Origin of the sequence: Acidovorax sp. SRB_14 (assembly GCF_012932145.1) — a bacterium.
Taxonomy (GTDB): domain Bacteria; phylum Pseudomonadota; class Gammaproteobacteria; order Burkholderiales; family Burkholderiaceae_C; genus Simplicispira.
In genome coordinates, this window is sequence record NZ_MWOK01000004.1 from 107,833 (window position 1) to 131,343 (window position 23,511).

Genomic DNA, 23,511 nt, shown 5'->3' on the forward strand with positions numbered 1-23,511 from the left:
TGCGCGCGCCCGGCGGTGCTTCAGGGCAGGTCCTGGCTCGGGTCGGGCGTGGACAGGTCCCGCGGTCCCACGGTGCCCAAGCGGCTGCGCAGCGACTGCGGCTGGCCCGTGAGGATGGCGGCGTAATTGGTCGTGTTGGCCAGCACCTTCTTGACGTAGTCGCGCGTTTCGGCAAAGGGCACGTTCTCGGCCCAGATGGCGGCGTCGAGCACCGGTCCGTTGCGCCAGCTGCGCGGGCGGCCCGGGCCGGCGTTGTAGGCCGCGGCGGCCATGGGCATGGAGCCGGCAAAGTCGTCGAGCGCGAGCTTCAGGTAGGCCGTGCCGATGGTGATGTTGGTGTCGCGGTCGTTGAGCTGGTCGGGCGTGAAGCCGGTCAGGCCGATTTTCTTCGCCGTCCAGCGCGCCGTGGCCGGCATGACCTGCATCAGGCCCGAGGCGCCGACGCCCGAGCGCGCGTCCATGATGAAGCGGCTCTCCTGGCGGATCAGGCCGTAGACATAGGCCGGGTCCAGACCTACGCCCTGGCTGTGCGCCACCACCGCGCTTTGGTGTGGCATCGGAAAGCGCTGCGCATAGTCCACCGCGCCCTTGGTGCGTTCGCTGGTGTTGATGCAGCGGTCCCACACCTCGCGCTGGCAGGCCAGATCGGCGGCGGCCAGCAGCTCGCGCTCGGCCATGCCGCCGGGGCTGTGCAGGTTGGTGGCGTAGTTCCACTCGCGCACGCCTTCGCTGCGCAGGCCGATGGCGATCGCGTAAAGGCCGCGCGCCAGCGACGGGTTGGTGCGTGCCGCGGCCTTTTCCTCGGCCGTGAGCGGCGCGGGGGCGGGCGGCACCGTGATGCGCTGGCCCAGGTCTTCCAGCGCCAGCTGTTCATAGAAACCGTGGGGGCCGGCAATGCGCTGCAGCAGCTGCTGCGCCTCGGCGCGCTCGGCCTCGCCGGGCCGGCCGGCGAGCAGCGCGCGCGCCTTCCAGTACACCCAGGTGCTGTCCGCGCGCGCCTCGTCGCCCATCGCATCGATGGCGCGGCGCACAGTCTTCCAATGGCCGGCACGCAGCGCGGCGCGCACCTTCCAGCCCAGCAGGTCGTCGCTGAGGTCGCGGTCCTTGGCAACCTTGTCGAAATATTCCGTGGCCGCGGGCGACAGCCGCAGCGCCGCCTGCTTGCCGATCACGCCCCAGGTCCAGTGGCGCTCCTCGGGCGTGAGGTGGCCGCCCCACTTGTTTTCGAGCAGCGCGGCAGCGCCATCGGGATCGCTGGCGGCGAGCTTGATCAGCCCCAGCACGACCAGCTCCTGGCGCTGGCGCGTGGGCGCGGCAGCGCGGCCGCCGAGAAACTTGGCGGGATTGGCCTGCAGCTCGTTGACCAGGCCCAGCACCTCGGGCGCCACGATGGCCACCGCATCGCGCGCCGCGCGCAGGCGGTTGGCCTCGATCGCCAGACGCGCCTTGCGCCACACCTCGGGCGCGCCGAGCTTGCGCGCGGCAAACAGCTCGCCAGCAGCGTGCGTGCAGCCGTCGTCGGCATCGCGCAGCGCGTGCCAGTTGCGCAGCACCTCCTGCGCGGCGCTGGCAGCGGCCTTGCCCTCCAGCAGGTCGATGGTGGTCGCATAGCAGCGCACCTCGCGGTCGTCACCCATGCGGAACGCCGGATGCAGCTCGGCAAAGCGCGCCCAGTCGCGGCGCTGGCCGAGCTGGCGCAGCCAGTCGTTGCGCAGCCGGTCTTCCTGGTAGGTGCCGGCCCAGCGCTGCAGGAAGGCCTGCACTTCGTTGGGCTGGGCCTCGTCCAGGCGCGCCCGCAGCTCCCAGTAGGCGGCCCAGGGCTCGAGCGCATGGCCGCGTGCGGCCGGCAGCAGCTGGCCCAGCCGTTGGCGGTCGCTCTTGCGGAAGGCCTGCTGCATCTCCAATAGCACGTCGTCGCCGCGGCCTGGCACGGCCGTGGCTGCGGCAGCAGGGCTGGCGGATTGGGCCAGGGCGGGGGGCACAGCGCAGGCCAGCACGGCCGAGGCGGCAAGCGGTGTCAGAATCTTCAGCAATTGCATGGGGGAATTATGTGATGGACAAAGCAGCCCTGCGCCGCATGTTGATAGAACAACGCCTGAACCTGCCCGACCGCCTGGAGCGCGCCGACCTGCTGCAGCAGGTCATGCGCGTCTGGCTGGTGGACCGGCCCGACGCCGTGATCGGCGCCTATTGGCCGATCAAGGGCGAGTTCGACCCCCTGCCCGCCCTGCACCGCTGGAAGGAAGACGGCGAGCTGCTGGACGAGCCCCAGCCGCGCCGCATCGGCCTGCCGGTGATCGACAAGCAGCACAAGACGCTCGCCTTCCATGCCTGGTACCCCGGCTGCCCGATGGAGGAGGACGCCTATGGCATCCCCAAGCCCAAGGAGACCGAGCGCATCGTGCCGACGCTGCTGTTCGTGCCCTGCGTGGGCTACGCCCCTGGCGGCTACCGGCTCGGTTATGGCGGCGGCTTCTACGACCGCACGCTGGCCGCCCTGCGGCCGCGCCCCTTCACCGTGGGCCTGGGCTACACCGGCGGCTACCTCGACGACTTCGAGCCCGAGGCGCACGACCTGCCCCTGGACGCCATCCTCAACGACAACGGCGTGGTCTGGCCGGTATGACCCGGGCCGGGGGGACCGGCTGCGCTTCGCTTTTTTGATGCAAGGTGAACACATGCTCAAGCTCTACATCGGCAACAAGAACTACTCGTCCTGGTCCCTGCGCCCCTGGGTGCTGATGCGCCAGGCCGGCATCGGCTTCGAAGAGGTGATGGTCCGCTTCGACAGCTTCGGGCCGCAGTCGCATTTCAAGCAGGCGCTGCAGGCCGTCAGCCCCACCGGCAAGGTGCCGGTGCTGATCGACGGCGACCTGGTGGTCTGGGACACGCTGGCGATTGCCGAGTACCTGGCCGAGCAGCACGCCGACAAGCACCTGTGGCCCCTTGAAGCGCGCGCGCGGGCGCAGGCGCGCAGTGCCTGCGCCGAGATGCACAGCGGCTTTGCCGCGCTGCGCAGCGCCTGCCCCATGAACATCGAAGCCCACCTGCCCGACGTCGGCGCGCTGGTCTGGCGCGACCGGGCGGCCGTGCGCGCCGACGTGCAGCGCCTGGTCGCGCTGTGGAGCGGCCTGCTGCAGACGCACGGCGGCCCGATGCTGCTGGGGCAGTTCTCGGTGGCCGACGCCTACTTCGCGCCGGTCTGCATGCGCCTGCGGACCTATGCGCTGCCGGTGCCGCCGCACATCACCGCCTACGTCGAGCGCGTGCGCGCGCTGCCGGCCATGCAGGAGTGGATTGCCGGCGCGCTGGCCGAAAAGGATTTCCGCGACTTCGAGGAGCCCTACCGGCTCGCGCGCTGACGCTGCTGACCGGGGCGCGGGCGCAGGGGGCGCTGGGGGGTCAGGTCTTCGCCTTGGCGGCGCCGCGGATGTTCAGCGCGGCCAGGCAGAACTGCAGCACGACCAGCGCCGTGGCGCCCGCAGACAGCCCCCAGGCAATCCACAGCGCGTTGCTGGCCAGGAACAGCCAGAAGCCCCAGTTGCGCTTGCTTTTGCGCTCCGAGGCCACGTACCACGCGGCCGCGACCGTGACGGCCATCGCGGGCCACTGCAAGAGGTCCATCCAGTCCATGATTCTGTCCTGTGGCGGAAAGCGCGCCCTGGCCGCCGGCGGGCGCATGCCAGGCGGCCAGCGCGTTCTCCCCAAAAGCGTGCGCGGCGCCACCCTGGCTGCGCTGCAGCGGTGCGGCTGCCCCGCCTAGCCCCCATCGTCGTGGCGCGCAGGACGGGGCGGCGGCGGCCAGGTGCGACAGCGCTTGTAGGACGCCAGCGCGCGCCGTCCGCCCGGCCTCAGCCCGGGCGGAACTGCTGGCGCAGAAAAGGCCGGTGGCGCGCGATGTGCGCCAGCTGCGCGGAGGCCACCGTGCCGCCGAGGTCGACGCCGTCGCCGTTGAGCACCTCGTTGGCATGCTGCAGGGCGCGCGCCACCACGTCGGCCTCGCTCACGCCCAGCTGTGCCGCCAGGTCCAGCGCCACGCGCCGCATGGCACGCTGCGAGAGCATCCACATGGCGCCGAAGGCATCCCAGGCGGCGGCGGCCTCCTGCGCCTTCTCCCGGTCGGCCAGGATGTCGCTCAGGGGCCGGGCCAGGATGTCCTGCAAACCGTCGACCTGCTGCTGCAGGTGCTCGGCGCGCTCCTGCTACTGCGCCGCCGGGGGCGCGGCGTTTTGCGGGTCTGCGGGCAGTGGCAGGCTGCCGTCGGGGTTCGGTGAAACGATGGTGAGGGCGGGGGTAGACGGCATACGGAACTCCAGGGGACAGCCGGGGCGCAGGGGCCCGCAATATACCGGCAGGCCAGCGCCCCTGCGGGGCGCGGTGGTTCCGGAGGGAGCAGGCCGCGTGCGCCCTACACTTGCTGCCATGCAAATTTTCATGGTGGGCGGCGCGGTGCGCGACCGGCTGTTGGGCCGCCCGGTCAACGACCACGACTGGGTCGTGGTGGGCGCCACGCCCGAACAGATGGTGGCGCGCGGCTACCTGCCGGTGGGGCGCGACTTCCCGGTCTTCCTGCACCCCGAGACGCGCGAGGAATACGCGCTGGCGCGCACCGAGCGCAAGAGCGGGCGCGGCTACCGCGGCTTTGCCGTGCAGGCCTCGCCCGACGTGACGCTCGAAGAAGACCTGGCGCGGCGCGACCTTACTATCAATGCAATAGCTGTCAGCGCAGACCCAGCAAGCGATGGAGGCCATTTTGACCCCTATGGCGGCGCGCGCGACCTGCGCGAGCGCGTGCTGCGCCACGTCACCGACGCCTTCCGCGAGGACCCGGTGCGCATACTGCGCGTGGCGCGCTTTGCGGCGCGCTTCACCGACTTCACGGTCGCGCCCGAAACCCTGCAGCTCATGCGCGAGATGGTCGCGCACGGCGAGGCCGACCACCTGGTGGCCGAGCGCGTCTGGCAGGAGCTCGCGCGCGGGCTGATGGAAGACCAGCCCTCACGCATGTTCGCGGTGCTGCGCGACTGCGGCGCCCTGGCCGTGCTGCTGCCCGAGGTCGATCGACTCTGGGGCGTGCCGCAGCGTGCCGACCACCACCCCGAAGTCGACACCGGCGTGCACCTGATGCTGGTGCTCGACATGGCAGCGCGCCTGCAGGCGCCGCTGGCCGTGCGCTTCGCCTGCCTCACGCACGACCTGGGCAAGGGCACGACGCCGGCCGAGCTGCTGCCGCGCCACCTCGGCCACGAGCAGCGGAGCAGCAAGCTGCTCAAGGGCCTGTGCGAGCGCCTGCGCGTGCCCACCGACTGCCGCGAACTGGCCGACGTGGTGGCGCGCGAGCACGGCAACATCCACCGCAGCGGCGACCTGGGCGCGGCCGCGCTGGTGCGGCTGATCGAGCGCTGCGACGGCATCCGCAAGCCCGGGCGCTTCGACGCCATCGTGCTGGCCTGCGAATGCGACGCGCGCGGGCGGCTGGGTCTGGAGGGGTCGCCCTACCCGCAGCGCGCACGGCTGCGGGCGGCGCTGGCGGCGGCGCAGTCGGTTGCTACCAGTGTGATAGCTGCACACGCAGCAGCGGCGGGCGTGACAGGCAAAAAAGTGGGGGAAATGGTCCACGCTGCGCGCGTGCAGGCCGTGGCCGACTGGCTGGCGCAGGCCCCCGCCGCGGCCGGCTGAGGTCTGCCGTTTTTCTGCGCCGTCAGGCCAGCGACCGCACCCAGCGCACGATGTCCGCCGCGCCCAGGGCGCCCGAGATGCGTGCGGCCTCGCGCCCGCCCTGGAACAGCACCATGGTCGGGATGCTGCGGATGGCGTAGGGCGCGGCCACCTGCGGGTGCGCCTCGGTGTCGAGCTTGGCCAGGCGCACCTGCGGTTCGAGCTCGCGCGCCGCCTGGGCGAAGGCCGGCGCCATCTGCCGGCACGGCCCGCACCAGGGCGCCCAGAAATCGACCAGCACCGGAATGTGGCTGCGCTGCGTGTGTTTGCCAAAGCTGGCGGCGTCGAGTTCGAGCGGCGCGCCGGTGAACAACGGGCGGTGGCAGCTGCCGCAGTCGGGGCGGCTTTCCAGCTGCGCGGCCTGCACGCGGTTGGTGGTGTGGCAGTGGGGGCAGACGATGTGCAGGGCTTCGGTCATGGCAGGGTTTCCAACAGGGCGATGCGACAGACATCGGGCCGGGCGCGCGCAAATTCAAGCGCGCGCGGCGCAGCGTCAGCCCGGAAAGCGCACGCGCACCGTGCAGCCGGCGCCCAGCGCCGCCGTGGCCTGGGCCTCGCCGCCATGGCGCCGGGCGATGGCACGCACCGCCGCCAGGCCCGCGCCGACGCCCTCGAACTCGGTCTCACGGTGCAGGCGCTGGAACACGCCGAACAGCCCCGCCGCCTGCGCCGCATCGAAGCCCACGCCGTTGTCCTGCACGCTCAGCGTGGCGCCGGTGCCGTCGGCACTGCGCTCCACGCCAATGGCGATGCGCGCGGGCGCGCGCCCCGGCGTGAACTTGAGCGCGTTGCCCAGCAGCTCGGTCAGCAGCTGGCGCAGCAGGGCCGGGTCGCCGTGCAGCACGGCCGCCGCGGGGGCGATCTGCCACGCGACGGCGCGGCCCCGGGCCAGCGGCGCCACGGCAGCCTGCGCCTGTGCCACCAGCTCGGCGAAGGCCACCGGCTGGCGCTGCAGCGGCGCGCGCGCGATGCGCGACAGCGCCAGCAGGCCGTCGAGCATGCGACCCATGCGCCGCGCCGACTGGTCCATGGTGGCCAGGAAACCCTGCGCCTCTTGCAGCTCCTCGCCCTGCAGGCCGCAGTCCTGCAGCAGCTCGGCCACCAGCGGGCCGTAGGAGGTGATGTGGCGCAGCGGCGCGCGCAGGTCGTGCGAGACGGCGCGCAGAAAGTCCTCGTGCGCGGTGCGCAGCTCGGCCAGTTCGCTCTCGCGCGCAAGCAGCAAGGCCTGCGCCTGTTCCAACGTCAGGTCGGCGCGCCGCTCCGGCGTCATGGCTTGGGCTGTTTGGCCGGGCGCTGCCAGTTGGCAATGCCCACCTGCTTGCCGCGCGCCACGCCCAGCGTGCCCGGGGGCACGTCCTTGGTGAGGGTCGAGCCGCCGCCCACCGTCGCGCCCGCACCGAGCGTGATCGGTGCGACCAGCACGCAGTTGCTGCCCACATGCACGTCGGCCTCGATCACCGTGCGGTGCTTGTTGGCGCCGTCGTAGTTGGCGGTGATGCTGCCAGCGCCGTAGTTCACGCGCTCGCCCACGGTGGCGTCGCCCAGGTATGCCAGGTGGTTGGCCTTGGCGCCGTCGGCGAGGGTGCTGTTCTTGACCTCGACGAAGTTGCCGATGTGCACCTCGCGGCCCAGCTGCGCGCCGGGGCGCAGGCGCGCGAACGGGCCGACCAGCGCGCCCTCGCCCACGGCCACGCCGGCCTGTTCCCCATCGATGTGGGTGTAGGGGTGGATGACGGCGCCGGCGGCGATGCGCGCATTGGCGATGCAGCAGTGCGCGCCGATCTGCACGCCCTCGCCCAGCTCCACATGGCCGGTGAAGATGCAGCCGGCGTCGATCTCGACGTCGGCGCCGCAGACCAGTGCGCCGCGCACGCCCGAGCGCCGGTCGTCGCGCAGGTCGAAGCGCGCCGGGTCGGCCAGGCGCACGCCCTGCTCCATCAGGGCACGGGCCTGGCGCAGCTGGTGCGCGCGCTCGAGCCCGGCCAATTGCACGGGGCTGTTGACGCCCTCGACCTGCAGCGCGTCCGCAATGCGGTGGGCGACCACGGGCACGCCGTCCCGCACCGCCATCGCGACGATGTCGGTCAGGTAGTACTCTCCCTGGGCGTTGTCGTTCGACAGGCGCGCGAGCCAGGGCGCGAGCCGCCCGGCGGGCACGGCCAGGATGCCGCTGTAGACCTCATGGATCGCGCGCTGCGCCTCGCTCGCGTCCTTGTGTTCGACGATGCCCTGCACCGCGCCATCGGCAGCGCGCACGATGCGGCCGTAGCCCGTGGGGTCGGGCAGCGTGACGGTGAGCAGCGCCAGCGCGCCGCCGGGCGCGCCCTCGGACGCGGCGACCAGCGCGCGCAGGGTCTCGACCTGCGTCAGCGGCACGTCGCCCGAGAGCACCACCACCGTGCCGTCGCCGGCCAGCAGCGGCACCGCCTGCTGCACCGCGTGGCCGGTGCCCAGCTGCGGCTCCTGGCGCGCGAATTTCAGGTCAAAAGTGCCTGCAGCGCTTGTCCAGCCTGTGCTGGTAGCTTCTACTTCTGTAGCACCGTGGCCGGTGATGATGACCGCGCTGCGCGGCGCCAGCTGCGCCGCCGTATCGAGCACATGCTGCAGCAGCGCGCGGCCGGCGAGCCGGTGCAGCACCTTGGGGCGGCTGCTTTTCATCCGCGTGCCCTTGCCCGCGGCCATGATGAGAATGTCCAGTGGTGTCATGAAAATTTCCGTCGTCTCGACTGGCCCCTGCGGCCCGCCGCCCCCACGGCGGCACGCGCCCGGCGGCAGGCGCAATTATCGGCTGCGCGGCTACAGCAGCGGCACGCGGCGCGGCGGCAGGTCGTAGTACTCGGCCACACGCTCCAGCGCGCGCGGGTTGGGCAGGCGCAGCCGGCCCTGGGCGATCTCGTGCAGGCCGAGCTTGGCCAGGCGGCGCAGCGTCTTGTTGGTGTGCACCAGCGACAGCCCGAGCGCATCGGCGATGTGCTGCTGATTGATCGGAAAGGGCACGCTGGCGTCCTCCACCAGCCCGATGCGTTCGAGCCGGCGGTACAGGTGGATCAGCAGCATGGCCACGCGCTCGGTGGCGTTGCGCTGCCCGGCGGTCAGCAGGTTTTCGTCGACGAAGCTCTCGCCGCGCGCCGACAGCCACGTGATGTCGTAGCCCAGGCGCGGCTCGGCGCGGAACAGGTCCCACAGCCGCTCGCCGGCGAACACGCACAGCGCGCAGTCGGTCACCGCCTCGACGCCGTGCGCGGCGTCGTCGCCAAACTCCTGCTGCAGGCCGACCAGGTCGCCCGGCAGCACGAAGTTGAGGATCTGCCGGCGCCCGTCGCTCAGTGTTTTGTAACGAAACGCCCAGCCCGCATAGAGCGTGAATAGTTTGCCGTTGGAGACATGCTCGCGGATCACGGCCGCGCCGGCCGGCACCGCGACCGTGCCGCTGCGAAACGATTCGATGAATGCCAGCTGCTGCGGCGTCACCGCAGTGAACGCATCGTTGCGGCGCAGCCGGCAGTCGGCGCAGTCGCGCGGCGGGCAGGTGTGGGCAAGGGCATCGGCGCTCATGGTGCGCGGATTCTAGGGCCGCCGCAGCCCTGGGGCATGGTGCGGCACAGCCCGCAGCGGGGCCCATCTCTGCTGTGTCTTTTGACATTGCGGCGCGCCGCCGCGCTCCCTACATTGGCCCTCTATGGCCTCTTCCCTCACGACCCTCTACCAGGTGCTCTACGTCAGCCTTCTCGGGCCCGACGTGCCGATCAGCGCCGTGGCCGACATCGCCGGCCATGCGCGCGCGGCCAATGCGCAACGCGACATCACGGGCCTGCTGGTCTTTGACGGCGGGCGCTTTTGCCAGCAGCTCGAAGGCTGGAAAAAAGATGTGCTCGCGCTGACCGAGCGCATCCGCCAGGACCCCCGCCACACCGGCGTAACCATCCTGCACCACGGCCCGCTCGCGGCGCGGCGCTTTTCGGGTTTCAGCCTGGCCTTCAGCGCCGTGGAAGACGCCGACACGCTGGCACAGCTCGAACTCCTGGACGGCGAGGCGGCCCTGCAGGCGTTTGAAGCCATGCGCGACAGCGTGCTGCTGTGAGCCGCCCGCAGGCACAGCGCGACCCTGCGCCGTGGGCTGCGTCAAAAAGGGCTGCCAGCGCTGACTGCAGCCGCGCTGGCAGCGCTTGGGGCGTGGAAGCGCGTCGTCAGGCGCAGCAGGCGCCCTGCTCGCCCTCAACCGTCCCGTGGCGCTGCCACCACCGGCGCAGCGCCTGCAGGCGCGACACGCTGGCGCCGGCGAGGCCGCCGAGCTGGTAATGCACTCCCTCGGGCCCCACGGGCTCCAGCACCACCTGCTGACCCGGCACCAGCCACAGCGTCTGGCCCGGCGCGACAAACACGTCCGCCGACTGCGCGGCCTCGCCGTGCGGCCCCGCGCCGAGCGTGACCCAGGCCTGGCCGCGCGCGACGCGCAGCGCCACCGGCTCGCGCGGCCGCAGGCTGCGCGCACTGCCCGCGCCGAGGCGGCACAGCGGCGCAGGCAGTGATCCGGCCGTGCCCCGGACCGCTGATTGTTGCGAATTCAGAATAGTCGATGCAGCCATGGCCATCTCCAAGCAAACCCTATGAGGCCCTAATAGTGATGGCAGCTAGGCTGGACGTCCAATGAAAAGCAATGCCATCATTCATTCATGAACCGCATCAATCAACCTGCGGCCCCGGCGCCGCTGTCGGCCGTGGCGCTGCGCACGCGCCCGATCGCCGCGGGCCAGTTGCGCGCCTTTGTGGCAGTGGCGCGGCAGCTCAACTTCCGCGCCGCGGCCGACGACCTGGCGCTCACGCAGTCGGCAGTCAGCCGCCAGATCCAGGCGCTCGAAGACGACGTCGGCGTGCCGCTGTTCCTGCGCCACACGCGCGCCGTCGAGCTCACCTCGGCCGGCGCGCAGCTGCTGCGTGCGGTGGCGCCGGCGCTCGAACGCCTGGACAGCGCCGTGCGCCAGATCCGCCAGACGGCCGGACGCAAGAGCGTGGCCATCACCACCTGGGCCTCGTTTGCGTCGATGTGGCTGATTCCGCGGCTCGAGCCGTTCCAGCACGAACACCCCGACATCGACATCCGCATCGACGCCTCCGACACCTGCGTCGACCTGGACACCGCCGACGTCGACCTGGCCCTGCGCTACAGCGTGCCCGGCTTCCACCTGCGCGGCGCGCAGCGCCTGTTTGGCGAGCAGCTGGCCGTGGTGATCAGCCCGTGGCTGCTCAAGAGCGGCGCCGTGGTCGACACACCTGCGGACGTCGCAGGCTTCACCCTGATCGAGGCGGCCGACGTCCACCGCACCCAGCAGCTCGACTGGCTCACGTGGCGGCGCTGGTTCGAGATGCACGGCATGCCCGCCGTCCAGCCCAAACGCTGGCTGTACTTCAACTACGCGCACCAGATTGCCCAGGCCGCCCTGACCGGCCAGGGCCTGGCCCTGGCCCGGCTGCCGCTGGTGGCCGACAGCCTGGCGCGCGGCGACCTGGTCGAGGTGCTGCCGGCGCACCGACTCGACTCGCCGCTGGCCTATTGGCTGCTGGTGGGCCCGCGCAGCGGCCAGCGCCCCGAGGTGCAGGCCTTTTGCGCCTGGCTCGCGCTGCAGGCGCAGGCCACGCGCGCGGCCATCGGCGATGTGCCGGACACCGACCTGAACGACGACCTCGGCTGATGCCCTGTCAATTCAATAGCTGCCAGCGCTTACGGCACCAGCGTCAGAGCCCGATTTCATTAAAAATGCGCCTCAGGCCAGCGTGACGCGCGCAAACTTGCGCTTGCCCACCTGCACCACATAGCAGCCCGCGGCCAGCTTCAGCCCGCGGTCGCTGACCACGCTGCCGTCCACGCGCACGCCGCCGCCGTCGATCAGGCGGTTGGCCTCGCTCGTCGAAGGTGCCAGGTTCGCCTGCTTGAGCAGCGCACCAATACCCAGCGGCCCGCCCGACAGGCCCACCTCGGGGATCTCGTCGGGAATGCCGCCCTTGCTGCGATTCATGAAGTCCTGCTCGGCGGCCTCGGCCGCGGCCGCGCTGTGGAAGCGTGTGGTGATTTCCTTGGCCAGGGCCACCTTGGCCTCCTTGGGGTTGCGCCCGCCCGCCACCTCGGCCTGGAGCTGCGCGATCTGTTCGAGCGACTGGAAGGACAGCAGCGTGTACCAGTCCCACATCAGCGTGTCCGAGATGCTCAGCACCTTGGCGAACATGGTGTTGGGGTCTTCCGTGATGCCGATGTAGTTGTTCTTGGACTTGGACATCTTGTCGACGCCGTCCAGGCCCACGAGCAGCGGCATGGTGAGCACGCACTGCGGCTCCTGGCCATACTCCTGCTGCAGGTGGCGGCCCATGAGCAGGTTGAAGGTCTGGTCGGTGCCGCCGAGTTCGAGGTCGGCCCGCAACGCCACCGAGTCGTAGCCCTGCATCAGCGGATACAGGAACTCGTGCACGCTGATCGACTGGCCGGTCGAGAAGCGCTTGTGGAAATCCTCGCGCTCCATCATGCGCGCCACGGTGTACTTGGCGGCCAGCGAGATCATGCCGCTGGCGCCCAGCGGCTCGCACCACTCGCTGTTGTAGCGGATTTCGGTGCGCGCCGGGTCCAGCACCAGGCTGGCCTGCTGGTAGTAGGTTTCGGCGTTGGCCTTGATCTGCGCGGGCGTGAGCGGCGGGCGCGTGCTGTTGCGGCCCGACGGGTCGCCGATCAGGCTCGTGAAGTCGCCGATCAAAAAAATGACCTGGTGGCCCAGGTCCTGCAGCTGGCGCATCTTGTTGAGCACCACGGTGTGGCCGATGTGGATGTCCGGCGCCGTCGGGTCCAGGCCGAGCTTGATGCGCAGCGGCTGTCCCGTGGCCTCGGACCGCGCCAATTTCTTCGCCCACTCGTCCTGCGGCAGCAGCTCCTGCGCACCGCGCAGCGAGATTTCCAGCGCCCGTCCTACACCATCGGAGACAGCAGATGTTGTAACAACAGATTGATTCATAAGGGTTTCCTTGGGTGTCCGATGTAGGAGGTTGGCTATACTTCGCCCCACCTTGCAGTGGCGGATTCTAAGTGTGGCCGCCTTTTCGACCCGTTCGAACGGCTGCTTCCTGACAGTTTGTGCGCTCCGCGGCCCGGCTCCACCACCGGCCCTGGCTCCCGCGGACACACGCCCACCCTGGGGATCACTCCTTGACACACGGTTTCACCACCGCCAGCCTCGCTTTGCTAGAGCGGCTGTCCCACAGCATCCAGAAACACCCCAAGCGGCTGACCGCCGTGCTCGCAGCCATGCTGCTGACCGGCGGCGGCGGCGCTTTTGCCGTCGCGTCGTTCGGGCCCGACCCCGTCGACCTGCCCGTGCGCCTGGTCGAGCAGCCCGTTGAATCGCTGGCCAGCGGCGCCTCGCTGGCCGACCTGACCGAAGGCCCCGGCTTCTCGCTCTACCGCTCAGACCAGGTGCGCAGCAGCGACACCCCCGAGTCGCTGCTGCAGCGCATGGGCGTGGCCGATCCGGCCGCCGCCGCCTTTTTGCGCCGCGACACGCCGGCGCAGCAAAACCTGCTGGGCCGCAGCGGCCGCCTGGTCTCGGCCGAGACCACCGACGACCACCGCCTGCTGCGCCTGACGGCGCGCTGGGCGCCGGACGACAGCGGCAGCTTCAAGCGCCTGGTGATCGAAAAATCGGGCCATGGCTTCGCCTCGCGCATCGAAACGGCGCCCCTGGCCACGTCGAGCCGCCTGGCCGGCGGCGTGATCCGCAGCTCGCTGTTCGCCGCGACCGACGCCTCCAACATCCCCGACACCGTGGCCGTGCAGCTCGCCGAGATGTTCTCGGGCAGCATCGACTTCCGCCGCGCACTGCGCCAGGGCGACCGCTTCTCGGTGGTCTACGAAACGCTCGAAGCCGATGGCGAACCGCTGCGCAGCGGCCGCGTGCTGAGCGCCGAATTCCACAACAACGGCAAGACCCACCAGGCGGTGTGGTTCCAGGAGACTGCCGCCGCCCAGGGCGCGTACTACACGCTCGACGGCCAGAGCCTGCGCCGCGCCTACCTGAGCTCGCCCGTGGAGTTCTCGCGCATCTCCAGCGGCTTCAAGATGCGTTTTCACCCCATCCTGCAAAAATGGCGCGCCCACCTGGGCACCGACTTTGCGGCGCCCACCGGCACCACCGTGCGCACCGTGGGCGATGGCGTGGTCGAATTCGCCGGGGTGCAGAACGGCTACGGCAACGTCGTCTACATCAAGCACCGCAACCAGCACGTCACCGTCTATGCGCACCTGAGCCGCGTCGACGTGCGCACCAACCAGGCCGTGGACCAGGGCCAGACCATCGGCGCCGTGGGCGCCACGGGCTGGGCCACGGGCCCGCACCTGCATTTCGAATTCCGCGTGAACGGCCAGCAGAAGGATCCGATGGCCATCGCCCAGCAAAGCGAATCGGCCGCGCCGGTGTCCGCCGCAGCCCGCCCGGCATTCAACCGTATCGCCGCGGTGATGCGCACGCAGCTGGCATCGGCCGAGCTGATCCAACAGGCCAGCGCCGACTGACGCTGCAGCGCGCCGGCGGGACCTGTCCCGTCCCGCGGCGGCCCATGCCCCACCCCATCCCATGTCCGAGTGGTACATCGGCCTGATGTCGGGCACCTCGCTCGACGGCATCGACGGCGTGCTGGCCGATTTTTCGGCATCACAATGCACGGTAACGCACTACCAGTCTGCGCCGTTAGCTCCTGAATTAAGAGCAGATCTGCTCGCCCTCAACACCCCCGGCGCCGACGAGCTGCACCGCGCAGCCCTAGCGGGCAATGCGCTCGCGCGCGCCTATGCCGGCGTGGTGCACGCGCTGCTGGCGCAAAGCGGCCTCCAGGCCACGGACGTGCGCGCCATCGGCGCCCATGGCCAGACGGTGCGCCACCGGCCGCAGGAGTTCGACGGCACCGGCTACACCCTGCAGCTGGGCAACCCGGCGCTGCTGGCCGAACTCTGCGGCATCGCCGTGGTGGCCGATCTGCGCAGCCGCGACGTCGCCGCCGGCGGCCAGGGCGCGCCGCTGGTGCCAGCCTTCCACCAAAACGTTTTTGGCCAGCCCGGCCGCGCCACCGCCGTGCTGAACCTGGGCGGCATGTCCAACCTCAGCGTGCTCGCCGCCCAGGGCCAGGTGCTGGGCTTTGATTGCGGCCCCGGCAACGCCCTGATGGACCACTGGTGCCTGCAGCACACCGGCCAGCCTTTCGACGCCGGTGGCGCCTGGGCGGCCAGCGGCCAGGTGATGCCAGAGCTGCTGCACGCCTTGCTGGCCGAGCCTTTTCTGGCCAAGCCCCCGCCGAAGAGCACGGGGCGCGACCTGTTCAACCCACCGTGGCTGGCAACGCGGCTGGCGCCCTTTGCCCAGGCGCGCGCTGCCGACGTGCAGGCGACCTTGACCGAATTCACCGCCAGCGCCTGTGCCGCGGACGTCGTCCGCTACGGAGGCGACAGCAACACGCTGATCGTCTGCGGCGGCGGTGCGCTCAACGCGCAGCTCCTGCAGCGCCTGCAGGCCCTGCTGCCAGGCATGGCGGTGGCGTCATCGCAGGCCCACGGCCTGCCGCCGCTGCAGGTCGAGGCGGCGGCGTTTGCGTGGCTCGCGCGCCGCGCCCTGCGCCACGAAAGCGGCAACCTGACGCGCGTCACCGGCGCCGCCGGAGCGCGCGTGCTCGGAGCGGTCTACCCGGCCTGAGGACCTGGGAGTGCGGGCCCTGCAAAAGAAGCAACCCAAGAAAAAGCCGCCCGTGGGCGGCTTTTCATCTGCCGTGCAAGCGGGGCTTAGGAGAAGCTCGAACCGCAACCGCAGGTCGACGTCGCCTGGGGGTTCTTGATGACGAACTGGGCGCCCTGCAGGTCTTCCTTGTAGTCGATCTCGGCGCCCACCAGGTACTGGAAGCTCATCGCATCGATCAGCAGCGACACGCCGTTCTTGGTCATCACGGTATCGTCGTCGTTGGCGATTTCATCGAACGTGAACCCGTACTGGAAGCCCGAGCAGCCGCCGCCCTGCACAAAAACGCGCAGCTTCAGATCGGGGTTGCCTTCCTCGGCAATCAGGTCCGCCACCTTGGCCGCCGCGCTCTCGGTAAAGATGATCGGGTCGGGCATTTGGGGGGGGATGTTTTCAGCAACTGCGCTCATGGGGCACTCCAATTCAGGGTTTCGGGGCAAATCCTACTGCAAACCGCCAGAAGTGCGGGCCCCCCGGTTGTTTGACGCCAAATCCAGTGGGGGTTTTTCTCCCGGCAGGCGGGCAGTATCCCTGCGGCACAGATGGTGGCGTGGCGGCGCATTTCCAGCCTCTGGCGCCATCGCCGCAAAACAAAAAGCCGCCGCAAGCGAACTTGCGGCGGCTTTTTTGGCAGGCAGAAACCAGCGGATTAGCGCTTGGAGAACTGCTTGGCGCGGCGGGCAGAGTGCAGGCCGACCTTCTTGCGTTCCACTTCGCGCGCATCGCGCGTCACGAAGCCGGCTTGGCTCAGTGCGGGCTTGAGTGCTGCGTCGTAGTCGATCAGGGCGCGGGTGATGCCGTGGCGGGTCGCGCCGGCCTGGCCGGACTCACCGCCGCCGTGCACGTTGACCATCACGTCGAAGGTTTCGGCGTGGTTCGTCAGCATGAGGGGCTGCTTGGCGATCATGATCGAGGTTTCACGGCCGAAGTAGGACTGGATGTCCTTGCCGTTGACCGTGATCTTGCCGCTGCCTTTTTTCAGAAACACGCGGGCGACGCTGGACTTGCGACGGCCGGTGCCATTGTTCCATTCACCAATCATCTCAAGGCTCCTTACAGTTCCAGCACTTTGGGCTGTTGGGCGGTGTGGGGATGCTCTGCACCAGCGTACACCTTGAGTTTCTTGATCATGGCGTAGCCAAGCGGGCCCTTGGGCAGCATGCCCTTGACAGCCTTTTCCAGCGCGCGGCCGGGGTGCTTGGATTGCATGTCGCGGAAATTGGTGGCCGTGATGCCGCCCGGATAACCCGAGTGGCGGTAGTACACCTTGTCGGTGGACTTGGTCCCGGTGACCTTGATTTGCGCTGCGTTGATGATGACGATGAAGTCACCGGTATCGACGTGAGGCGTATAAATGGCTTTGTGTTTGCCGCGCAGACGGAGGGCAACTTCGCTGGCTACCCGGCCGAGCACCTTATCGGTGGCGTCAATCACAAACCACTCGTGCACGACCTCAGCGGGTTTGGCGCTGAAAGTTTTCATGAGTTTTCTCTTTCGAGGGTTTGACCAGCCTGGAACAGGGGCTGGCGTCCTGGGGACTCTTTTCCACGGTCGGTGCTTCTCTTCAACGGAAACCTCTTAGGTGGCACTTGCAGGCAAGGCCTGCACTTCGCCGCGGAGTCACGCAAGCGCTGCGAAGCCCGCCATTATACAAAGGCAAGCCCGGCTGTGCGCATTTCTTGTACAGAGGCCCGTCCAGGGGCCGCGCGCGTCAGTTGCCGAAACGCGTGTCGGCCTGCAATTGCACGCGGCGGCGGTGTTCCACGCAGATGGGCGTGGCCGCGAACGCGGGCTTGGGGCATTCGCGGTACAGGCAGGCGCTTTGCGTGAAGAAATTGGTATTGACACAGGGCTGGTGCGCGGCCTCGTGGCGTGGGCGGGATGGCGCCAGCGGTGGCGGCGCGCCGGCAGAGGCCGGCGCGCGCGCAGGCTCGCGCGCCACCTCTGGCTGCGGCACCCGGGACGCCTTGGGAGGAATCCGCACGGGAGCCCTCGGCGCCGCTGCCGGGTCTGACGCCTCGACAAACGCCGGTGCGGGGCCCGCAGGCGCTGCCGCGGCCACTGCCTCCACCACCGCTGCCTCGGTGGCGGCGACGGCCGGCTCCTGCGGCACGGGCACAGAGGCGGCAGGCGCGGCGGGCTCGGCCCATTCCGTGATGATGCCATCCTGCGGTGCGGTCTGCGGCGCACGCCGGCCCCAGCCATAGCCGCCGGCCACGGCCACGATCAGCACCACGCCCGCGAGCCACGCCCAGGCGCGCTGCAGCTTCGCGCTGCGCAGCGGTTCTGGCGCGGACTGGCCGGCTAGCTTGGCGAGTGGCCTGGGATTTGCGCCTTCCGCTGCGCCCTCGGCGTCCGGAACCACGAGATCGAGGGCCTGCACGCCCTCCCCGGATGGGGGCACAGCCCCCCCAAGGGCGGTGTGCGGCGCCACCGGGCGCGCAGACAGCGTCGCCGCCAGTGGCACGCCAGCCGAGTCCAGGCCAGGCCCGGCCAGCGCCCCAGCGGGCTGGTGCGCCGGCCCCACCCAGATATCGCCGAGCTGCGCGCGGAAGTCGAAGTGCTCGAGCGGGCCCGGAGGCGCCACCATGGCCATGGTTTGCAAAAATGCGTCGATGTCCTGCGGCCGGTCTTCGGACCGCAGCGCCAGCGACTGGGAAATGGCGGCAACGAAAGCCGCAGAGTACTCTTGGCCAAATTGCCGGCCCACGGTCTTGGCGACCCGGGCAAACGGCACCATGCGGTCGCGGATGGAACGCAGCGTAGACGGCATGGGCGCCTCGTTGCACAGGCAGCCGTGCACCACGGCGGCCAGCGAATACAGGTCGCTCCACGGGCCCTGCGGCATGTCGGCGTCGCCGTCGGCGTATTGCTCTATGGGGGCGTAATGAACCTTCAGGACCGCGGTGTGCCGCTGGTCGCGGTCATTGATGGCATGGCGCGCAGCCCCCAGGTCCAGCAGCACCGGCGGGCCGACGTCCTGCAGAAAGATATTGTCCGGCGAGATGTCGCGGTGCAGGGTCTGGCTGCCGTGCAAGGTGCGCAAGGCGTCCAGCACCGACCACAGCACGGTGCGCAGCCAGGCCTCGGGCGGGGGCGTGCGCATCTGTGCACGCGCCTGCTTGAGCGTCATGCCCCGGTACAAGGGCATGACCATGTAGGCCGTGTTGTTGGCTTCCCAGAAACGGAAGACCTTGACCAAGGACGGATGCTCGAACTGCGCCAGCATCCGCGCCTCGCCGACGAACGATTTGAGGCCCGCCTGATAGGCCTGCTCGTCGCTCGACGAACGCACCCACAGCGACTGGCCTTCGGTGCGCCCGGCCAGCGCCGCGGGCAGGTACTCCTTGATGGCCACCGTGCGCAGCAGCGAATGGTCGAAGGCCTGGTAGACCACGCCAAATCCGCCCACCCCCAGCAAGGAGCACACCTCGAACTCCGCCAGGCGCGTGCCCGTAGGCAGTGCGTCCACATGGCGCACGGCAGGAGCGGAAGCAGCGAGGGGGTCGGTCATGGGCGTGCAGTTCGACGTTTAAGAACAATAACATACCGTTGGTAACGATCAAATCGCCAGTGGCTGCGGGCGCCATCATCGGCCATTCCTGCGGACCTCTGGCAACAAACCGCATCCGGCTCTGCGAGCCGCCGCCCTGGCTGCGGCAAGTCGTTCCTGGACCCCATGAGGGCGCAAGGCGCAAACCCGCCCATGGCACGCGCGCGGACCAGCCCCGGCCGGTGGTTACCATAGCGCCATGTTCAGTTACCGCCACGCCTTTCACGCAGGCAACCACGCCGATGTGCTCAAGCACACCGTGCTGATTGCCACCTTGCAATACCTCACCGAGAAGGACGCGGCCCTCACCGTGCTGGACACCCATGCGGGCGCCGGCCTGTACCGGCTCGACGGCGACTACGCCAAGACCAGCGCCGAAGCCGCGGGCGGCATCCTGCGCCTGGGCGCGCCCGGCGCCGCCACCGCCGCACCGCTGGCCCCGGCCCTGCAGGCCTACATCGACCTGGTGCGCGCCTTCAACAGCAGCCCCAGCACCAAGGTCTACCCGGGCTCGCCCTTCATCATCCAGCGCCTGCTGCGCGCTCACGACAAGCTCAAGCTGTTCGAACTGCACCCGGCCGACCTGCGTGCGCTCGCGGGCAACGTGGCCCAGCTCGAGGCCGGCCGCCAAGTCGCCGTGCTGCACGAGGACGGCTTCGATGGCATCAAGAAGTTCCTGCCCCCACCAGCCCGCCGCGCGCTCGTGTTGTGCGATCCCAGCTATGAAATCAAGAGCGACTACGGCAAAGTGCTTGACATGGTTGCGGATGCGCTCAAGCGCTTTGCCACCGGCACGTATGCCGTCTGGTACCCCATCATTCCGCGCCCCGAAGCACACGACCTGCCACGCCGCCTCAAGACCCTGGCCCAGAAGGTCGGCAAGGGCTGGCTGCACGCCACGCTGACCGTCAAGTCCAGCAAGATCACCGAAGACGCCGCAGGCGAGGTCAAGCGGCCCGGCCTGCCCGCGAGCGGCATGTTCGTGGTCAATCCGCCGCACACGCTCAAGGCGCAGCTCAAGGACGCCCTGCCCCAGATGGCCGAGCTGCTGGGCCAGGACAAACACGCCACGCACACGCTCGAAGCGGGCAGCTGAACGCGCCCCTGCCGCTCAGGTTGGCGGGCAGTCCTTCTCTTCCGGCTCCAGCACCGTCAGTACCACCGGCTTGGTGCCGCGCCCGAGCATGTCCAGCGCCCGGGCGGCGGCGCGGCTGAGATCGATGATGCGGCCGGCCGTGTGCGGTCCCCGGTCGTTGATGCGCACCTGCACCACCTTGCCGTTCACCAGGCTGCGCACGCACACCTGCGTGCCAAACGGCAGCGAGGGGTGCGCGGCCGTGAAAGCGTGCATGTCGAAACGCTCGCCACTGGCCGTGCGGCGGCGGTGCAAGGAGGCGCCATACCACGAGGCCTGTCCCTGCTCCTCGGCGCGCGCAGCGGGCGCTTCCACCGCGTCCCCCGCCGCGCTGTCGGCAGGACGGGGGGCGGGCAGGGGCCGGGGCGGCCGAGGCGATGCAGGGGCCTGCGGCGCGGCCGGCGCCGCTTGCGCGGGCCCGGGAGCAGGGGCAGTCGCTGGCCCAGCGCGATCGCCCAGGGCGCAGCCCTGAACCAGCAGGGCGCCCGCGCAAGCGAGCACGGCGCAGCCCGCGGCGAGCGGAGAAAAACGGCCAGTGGCCAGGGAAAAACAGCGAATGAGGGCAGGCAACAAGCGCCAAATGGTAGCGCAGGCCAAAAAAATCCCCGCCGAAGCGGGGAAGGGACCTCGGCCGCTGGCCGGCGGCCGGTCGGGGCCGGCTACCGGCCGGAGCTCAGAAACGCCAGCCCAGGCCCACGCCGAACAGCACCGGATCGACCTTGAAGGTGCCGATCTTGGCGCCGGCAGCGGATACATCGGTGCGGATGTAGACCTTCTTCACGTCGAAGTTGAGGTACAGGTTCTTGGCGACCGGCACGTCCACGCCCACCTGCAGCGCGGGGCCGTAGCTGTTGCGGTCCACGGTCACGCCGGCAGGCAGGTTGACCGCGCTCAGGCGCGTGTAGTTGACGCCGGCGCCAACGTAGGGCTTGAACGCACCGAGGTTGGTGAAGTGGTATTGGGCGGTCAGCGTGGGCGGCAGGTGCTTGAACGAGCCGATGGCGGCGCCGTTCGAGTACAGCGTGTGCTTCTGCGGCACGGTCAGGATCAACTCGACGGCGACGTTCTTGTTGAAGAAGTAGCTGATGTCGACCTCGGGCAGCCACTTGTGGTTGGCCGACAGGCCCAGGCCGGTGGTGTCGCTGTTGTCGCTGCTCAGGTGCACGGCGCGTGCGCGCACCATCCAGGGGCCTTCGGCGGCCTGCTGGGCCACGGCGGCGGAGCTCAGGACAGTGCCCAGCAGGGCGGCGGCGATGGCGTGTTTTTTCATGTCTTTCATCCAAAGAAGTCCGGGGACAATCCCCAATGGCTATTGAATGACCGATGCGCTACGGCACGGTTGACCTGTATCAATCCGTGTCGGCCGGTGGCATAAAAACATCACTCCCAGTAGGCCTATTGGCCCTCGCCGATCCCAGGCAGGCCCAGCCCCAGGCGGCGGCAGATCTCCAGCGTGGCCGCGCTCTGGTTCATGGTGTAGAAGTGCAGTGCTGGCGCCCCGCCCTCGCGCAAGCGCGCGCACAGCTCGGTCACCACGTCCAGCCCGAAGGCGCGGATAGAGGCCGTGTCGTCGCCAAAGCCCTGCAGGCGCAGCCGGATCCAGCGCGGGATCTCGGCGCCGCAGGCGTCGGAAAAGCGCATCAGCTGGGTCGATCCCATGATGGGCATGATGCCCGGCACGATGGGCACCTCGAGGCCCAGGCGCTGGGTCTCCTCGACGAATCTGAAGTAGGCGTCGGCGTTGAAGAAATACTGCGTGATGGCCGAATCGGCGCCCGCGCGCACCTTGGCGGCAAAGGCCTGCAGGTCGGCCTCGGGCGAGCGCGCCTGCGGGTGCACCTCGGGGTAGGCCGCGACCTCGATCTGGAAGCCGCGCCCCGTCTCGCTGCGGATGAATTCCACCAGATCGCTCGCGTAGTGGAACTCGCCGCCCGCGCCGTAGCCGCTGGGCAGGTCGCCGCGCAGCGCCACCAGGCGCTTGACGCCCATGGCCTGCAGCTGGGCCAGCTCGCCCCGCACCGAGGCGCGCGTGGCGCCGATGCACGAGAAGTGCGAGGCCGCGCTCACGCCTTCGGCCAGGATGTCGCGCACCGTGGTGAACGTGCCCTCCTGGGTCGAGCCGCCCGCGCCATAGGTCACGGAACAGAACTGCGGCTGCAGCGCATACAGCTGCTGGCGCACCGCGCGCAGCTTGTCGGCGCCCTCGGGCGTCTTGGTCGGAAAAAATTCCACGCTGACGGGAAACGGCGCACTCGGCGCCCCGCCTGCGTGCGTCGGGTTCGTTGCGCTCATGCGCCCCTCCTGGCAAAAACAAAAAACTCCCGGTTGCCGTCGCCGCCGTGGATCGGGCTGTCGAGCCAGGCCTGCACCTGCAGGCCCAGCGCGGCGCAGCAGTCGCGGATGCGCTGCTCGACCACGGCGTACAGCGCCGCATCGCGCACGATGCCGCCCTTGCCCACCTGCCCCGGTTGCAGCTCGAACTGCGGCTTGACCAGCATCAGCAGCGCGCCCTCCGGCGCCAGCAGCGGCACCAGCGCAGGCAGCACCAGCGTGAGCGAGATGAACGACAGGTCGCCCGTCACCACATCGAACAGCGGCGTGGTGTCAACGCCCGCGCACTCGGGGCGGCGGCGGCGCTCGACGGGCAGCGTGCCCGCTGCGCGCGCCTTCGCCTTTTCGGCGCGCTCGGCCTTGAAGCGCTCGATGTCTCGGTCCTTGGCGTCGTCGCTGTCGTCGTATTCCTCGTCCACCAGCCCGCCATTGCGCATCCAGCTGTAGGGCGCCTCGGGCTGGGTCTCGTTGTCGTCCACCTCCTCGATGACCTCGGACAGCGCCAGCTCGCAGTCCTGCTGCAGGGCGCCCGGTGTGAGCCCCCGCGCGTTCACGCCTTCGACACAGATGACGCGCGGGTCGCTGCGCAGCCGCTCGTGCAGCTGACCGTGGCCGACATCAACACCGACCACCTGTGCCGCGCCCTGCTGCAGCAGGCAGTCGGTGAAGCCGCCCGTGCTCTGGCCCACGTCCAGGCAGCGCAGGCCGGCCACGGACAGGGACGTGGCCTGGAGCGCCCCTTCGAGCTTGAGGCCGCCGCGCGAGAGGTACTGTGCCTCGGCGCTGTCGAGCAGCCGCACCTCGGCCACGCTCGGGATGTCGTCACCGTTCTTCGCCACCTTCTGCCAGGGCGCGCGCGGCGACAGGCGCCACTCCACACCGGCCGCAATCAGCCGCTGCGCCTGTGAGCGCGTGGCCGCATGGCCAAAATCCACCAAAAAAACATCTGCGCGCATGCATCACTCTCTCGCCCACGGGCGATAGTTTTATATCAAATTGGCCTCTAGCCCTTGCTC

At 69.8% G+C, this 23,511-nt stretch carries 24 protein-coding genes and 1 pseudogene; 8 read left to right on the forward strand and 17 right to left on the reverse strand.

Annotated elements, in window-relative coordinates; all coding sequences use genetic code 11:
• Positions 1–20: 20 nt before the first annotated feature.
• Positions 21–2,039: a lytic transglycosylase domain-containing protein gene (locus B2J86_RS04690; protein ID WP_169169545.1), complete on the reverse strand. Its 2,019-nt coding sequence runs from the start codon at positions 2,037–2,039 to the stop codon at positions 21–23.
• 14 nt (positions 2,040–2,053) lie between these two features.
• Here B2J86_RS04690 and B2J86_RS04695 point away from each other — a divergent pair, with 14 nt between their 5' ends.
• On the forward strand, positions 2,054–2,626 hold the full coding sequence (locus B2J86_RS04695) for a 5-formyltetrahydrofolate cyclo-ligase (RefSeq protein ID WP_169634275.1): 573 nt from the start codon (positions 2,054–2,056) through the stop codon (positions 2,624–2,626).
• Between the two features lie 52 nt (positions 2,627–2,678).
• Positions 2,679–3,362 carry a glutathione S-transferase family protein gene (locus B2J86_RS04700; RefSeq protein WP_169169547.1) on the forward strand — a complete coding sequence of 228 codons (684 nt, stop codon included), beginning with the start codon at positions 2,679–2,681 and terminating at the stop codon, positions 3,360–3,362.
• A gap of 40 nt (positions 3,363–3,402) precedes the next feature.
• On the opposite strand, the gene B2J86_RS04705 is transcribed toward B2J86_RS04700, so the two are convergent.
• Both B2J86_RS04705 and B2J86_RS04710 read right to left on the reverse strand, forming a co-directional pair.
• Positions 3,403–3,633, reverse strand: coding sequence for a hypothetical protein (locus B2J86_RS04705; RefSeq protein WP_169169548.1), 231 nt, complete (start codon positions 3,631–3,633; stop codon positions 3,403–3,405).
• 218 nt (positions 3,634–3,851) lie between these two features.
• Positions 3,852–4,163 (reverse strand): annotated as a pseudogene (locus tag B2J86_RS04710) (hypothetical protein); the annotation flags it as partial.
• 259 nt (positions 4,164–4,422) lie between these two features.
• On the opposite strand from B2J86_RS04710, the gene B2J86_RS04715 reads away from it, so the two are divergent.
• On the forward strand, positions 4,423–5,679 hold the full coding sequence (locus B2J86_RS04715; RefSeq protein WP_169634214.1) for a multifunctional CCA addition/repair protein: 1,257 nt from the start codon (positions 4,423–4,425) through the stop codon (positions 5,677–5,679).
• A gap of 22 nt (positions 5,680–5,701) precedes the next feature.
• Here B2J86_RS04715 and trxC read toward each other — a convergent pair whose 3' ends face one another.
• The 4 genes from trxC to B2J86_RS04735 form a co-directional block, all read right to left on the reverse strand.
• Complete coding sequence (gene trxC, locus B2J86_RS04720) at positions 5,702–6,136, reverse strand: thioredoxin TrxC (RefSeq protein WP_169634215.1); 435 nt, start codon at positions 6,134–6,136, stop codon at positions 5,702–5,704.
• A gap of 75 nt (positions 6,137–6,211) precedes the next feature.
• Positions 6,212–6,988: an ATP-binding protein gene (locus B2J86_RS04725; RefSeq protein ID WP_169634216.1), complete on the reverse strand. Its 777-nt coding sequence runs from the start codon at positions 6,986–6,988 to the stop codon at positions 6,212–6,214.
• Positions 6,985–8,424 carry a bifunctional UDP-N-acetylglucosamine diphosphorylase/glucosamine-1-phosphate N-acetyltransferase GlmU gene (gene glmU / locus B2J86_RS04730; protein ID WP_169634217.1) on the reverse strand — a complete coding sequence of 480 codons (1,440 nt, stop codon included), beginning with the start codon at positions 8,422–8,424 and terminating at the stop codon, positions 6,985–6,987. The genes B2J86_RS04725 and glmU overlap by 4 nt, the downstream gene beginning before the upstream one ends.
• Before the next feature lie 90 nt (positions 8,425–8,514).
• Positions 8,515–9,273 (reverse strand): Crp/Fnr family transcriptional regulator, encoded by a 759-nt coding sequence (locus tag B2J86_RS04735; RefSeq protein WP_169634218.1) that lies wholly within the window; start codon positions 9,271–9,273, stop codon positions 8,515–8,517.
• Between the two features lie 124 nt (positions 9,274–9,397).
• On the opposite strand from B2J86_RS04735, the gene B2J86_RS04740 reads away from it, so the two are divergent.
• Complete coding sequence (locus B2J86_RS04740; RefSeq protein WP_169169555.1) at positions 9,398–9,799, forward strand: BLUF domain-containing protein; 402 nt, start codon at positions 9,398–9,400, stop codon at positions 9,797–9,799.
• Positions 9,800–9,905: 106 nt separating this feature from the next.
• Here the strand turns inward: B2J86_RS04740 and B2J86_RS04745 are convergent, their stop codons facing one another.
• Positions 9,906–10,304, reverse strand: coding sequence for a DUF2917 domain-containing protein (locus B2J86_RS04745; RefSeq protein WP_169169556.1), 399 nt, complete (start codon positions 10,302–10,304; stop codon positions 9,906–9,908).
• An 87-nt stretch (positions 10,305–10,391) separates the two neighbouring features.
• On the opposite strand from B2J86_RS04745, the gene B2J86_RS04750 reads away from it, so the two are divergent.
• Positions 10,392–11,408 (forward strand): LysR substrate-binding domain-containing protein, encoded by a 1,017-nt coding sequence (locus tag B2J86_RS04750; protein ID WP_169169557.1) that lies wholly within the window; start codon positions 10,392–10,394, stop codon positions 11,406–11,408.
• A 72-nt stretch (positions 11,409–11,480) separates the two neighbouring features.
• Here B2J86_RS04750 and tyrS read toward each other — a convergent pair whose 3' ends face one another.
• Entirely contained in the window at positions 11,481–12,713 is a 1,233-nt protein-coding gene (gene tyrS / locus B2J86_RS04755; RefSeq protein ID WP_173024837.1) for a tyrosine--tRNA ligase, read from the reverse strand.
• 191 nt (positions 12,714–12,904) lie between these two features.
• Here tyrS and B2J86_RS04760 point away from each other — a divergent pair, with 191 nt between their 5' ends.
• Together B2J86_RS04760 and B2J86_RS04765 are read left to right on the forward strand one after the other, a co-directional pair.
• Entirely contained in the window at positions 12,905–14,266 is a 1,362-nt protein-coding gene (locus tag B2J86_RS04760) for a M23 family metallopeptidase (RefSeq protein WP_169169559.1), read from the forward strand.
• Between the two features lie 61 nt (positions 14,267–14,327).
• Positions 14,328–15,437 (forward strand): anhydro-N-acetylmuramic acid kinase, encoded by a 1,110-nt coding sequence (locus tag B2J86_RS04765; protein ID WP_173024838.1) that lies wholly within the window; start codon positions 14,328–14,330, stop codon positions 15,435–15,437.
• Between the two features lie 86 nt (positions 15,438–15,523).
• Here B2J86_RS04765 and erpA read toward each other — a convergent pair whose 3' ends face one another.
• The 4 genes from erpA to B2J86_RS04785 all read right to left on the reverse strand — a co-directional run bounded on the left by erpA (position 15,524) and on the right by B2J86_RS04785 (position 18,990).
• On the reverse strand, positions 15,524–15,886 hold the full coding sequence (erpA, locus tag B2J86_RS04770) for an iron-sulfur cluster insertion protein ErpA (protein ID WP_169169561.1): 363 nt from the start codon (positions 15,884–15,886) through the stop codon (positions 15,524–15,526).
• A 239-nt stretch (positions 15,887–16,125) separates the two neighbouring features.
• Positions 16,126–16,518: a 30S ribosomal protein S9 gene (gene rpsI / locus B2J86_RS04775; RefSeq protein ID WP_169169562.1), complete on the reverse strand. Its 393-nt coding sequence runs from the start codon at positions 16,516–16,518 to the stop codon at positions 16,126–16,128.
• A gap of 11 nt (positions 16,519–16,529) precedes the next feature.
• Positions 16,530–16,958 (reverse strand): 50S ribosomal protein L13, encoded by a 429-nt coding sequence (gene rplM, locus B2J86_RS04780; protein WP_169169563.1) that lies wholly within the window; start codon positions 16,956–16,958, stop codon positions 16,530–16,532.
• 229 nt (positions 16,959–17,187) lie between these two features.
• Complete coding sequence (locus tag B2J86_RS04785) at positions 17,188–18,990, reverse strand: serine/threonine-protein kinase (protein WP_173024839.1); 1,803 nt, start codon at positions 18,988–18,990, stop codon at positions 17,188–17,190.
• Positions 18,991–19,228: 238 nt separating this feature from the next.
• On the opposite strand from B2J86_RS04785, the gene B2J86_RS04790 reads away from it, so the two are divergent.
• Positions 19,229–20,125: a 23S rRNA (adenine(2030)-N(6))-methyltransferase RlmJ gene (locus tag B2J86_RS04790; protein WP_173024840.1), complete on the forward strand. Its 897-nt coding sequence runs from the start codon at positions 19,229–19,231 to the stop codon at positions 20,123–20,125.
• Positions 20,126–20,140: 15 nt separating this feature from the next.
• Here the strand turns inward: B2J86_RS04790 and B2J86_RS18355 are convergent, their stop codons facing one another.
• From B2J86_RS18355 to B2J86_RS04810, 4 genes are all read right to left on the reverse strand, one after another.
• Entirely contained in the window at positions 20,141–20,479 is a 339-nt protein-coding gene (locus tag B2J86_RS18355; RefSeq protein ID WP_206041737.1) for a septal ring lytic transglycosylase RlpA family protein, read from the reverse strand.
• Between the two features lie 358 nt (positions 20,480–20,837).
• Complete coding sequence (locus B2J86_RS04800; protein WP_169169567.1) at positions 20,838–21,434, reverse strand: OmpW family protein; 597 nt, start codon at positions 21,432–21,434, stop codon at positions 20,838–20,840.
• A gap of 125 nt (positions 21,435–21,559) precedes the next feature.
• Complete coding sequence (gene metF / locus B2J86_RS04805; RefSeq protein ID WP_169169568.1) at positions 21,560–22,456, reverse strand: methylenetetrahydrofolate reductase [NAD(P)H]; 897 nt, start codon at positions 22,454–22,456, stop codon at positions 21,560–21,562.
• Complete coding sequence (locus B2J86_RS04810; RefSeq protein ID WP_169634224.1) at positions 22,453–23,451, reverse strand: TlyA family RNA methyltransferase; 999 nt, start codon at positions 23,449–23,451, stop codon at positions 22,453–22,455. The genes metF and B2J86_RS04810 overlap by 4 nt, the downstream gene beginning before the upstream one ends.
• Between the last annotated feature and the right edge of the window lie 60 nt (positions 23,452–23,511).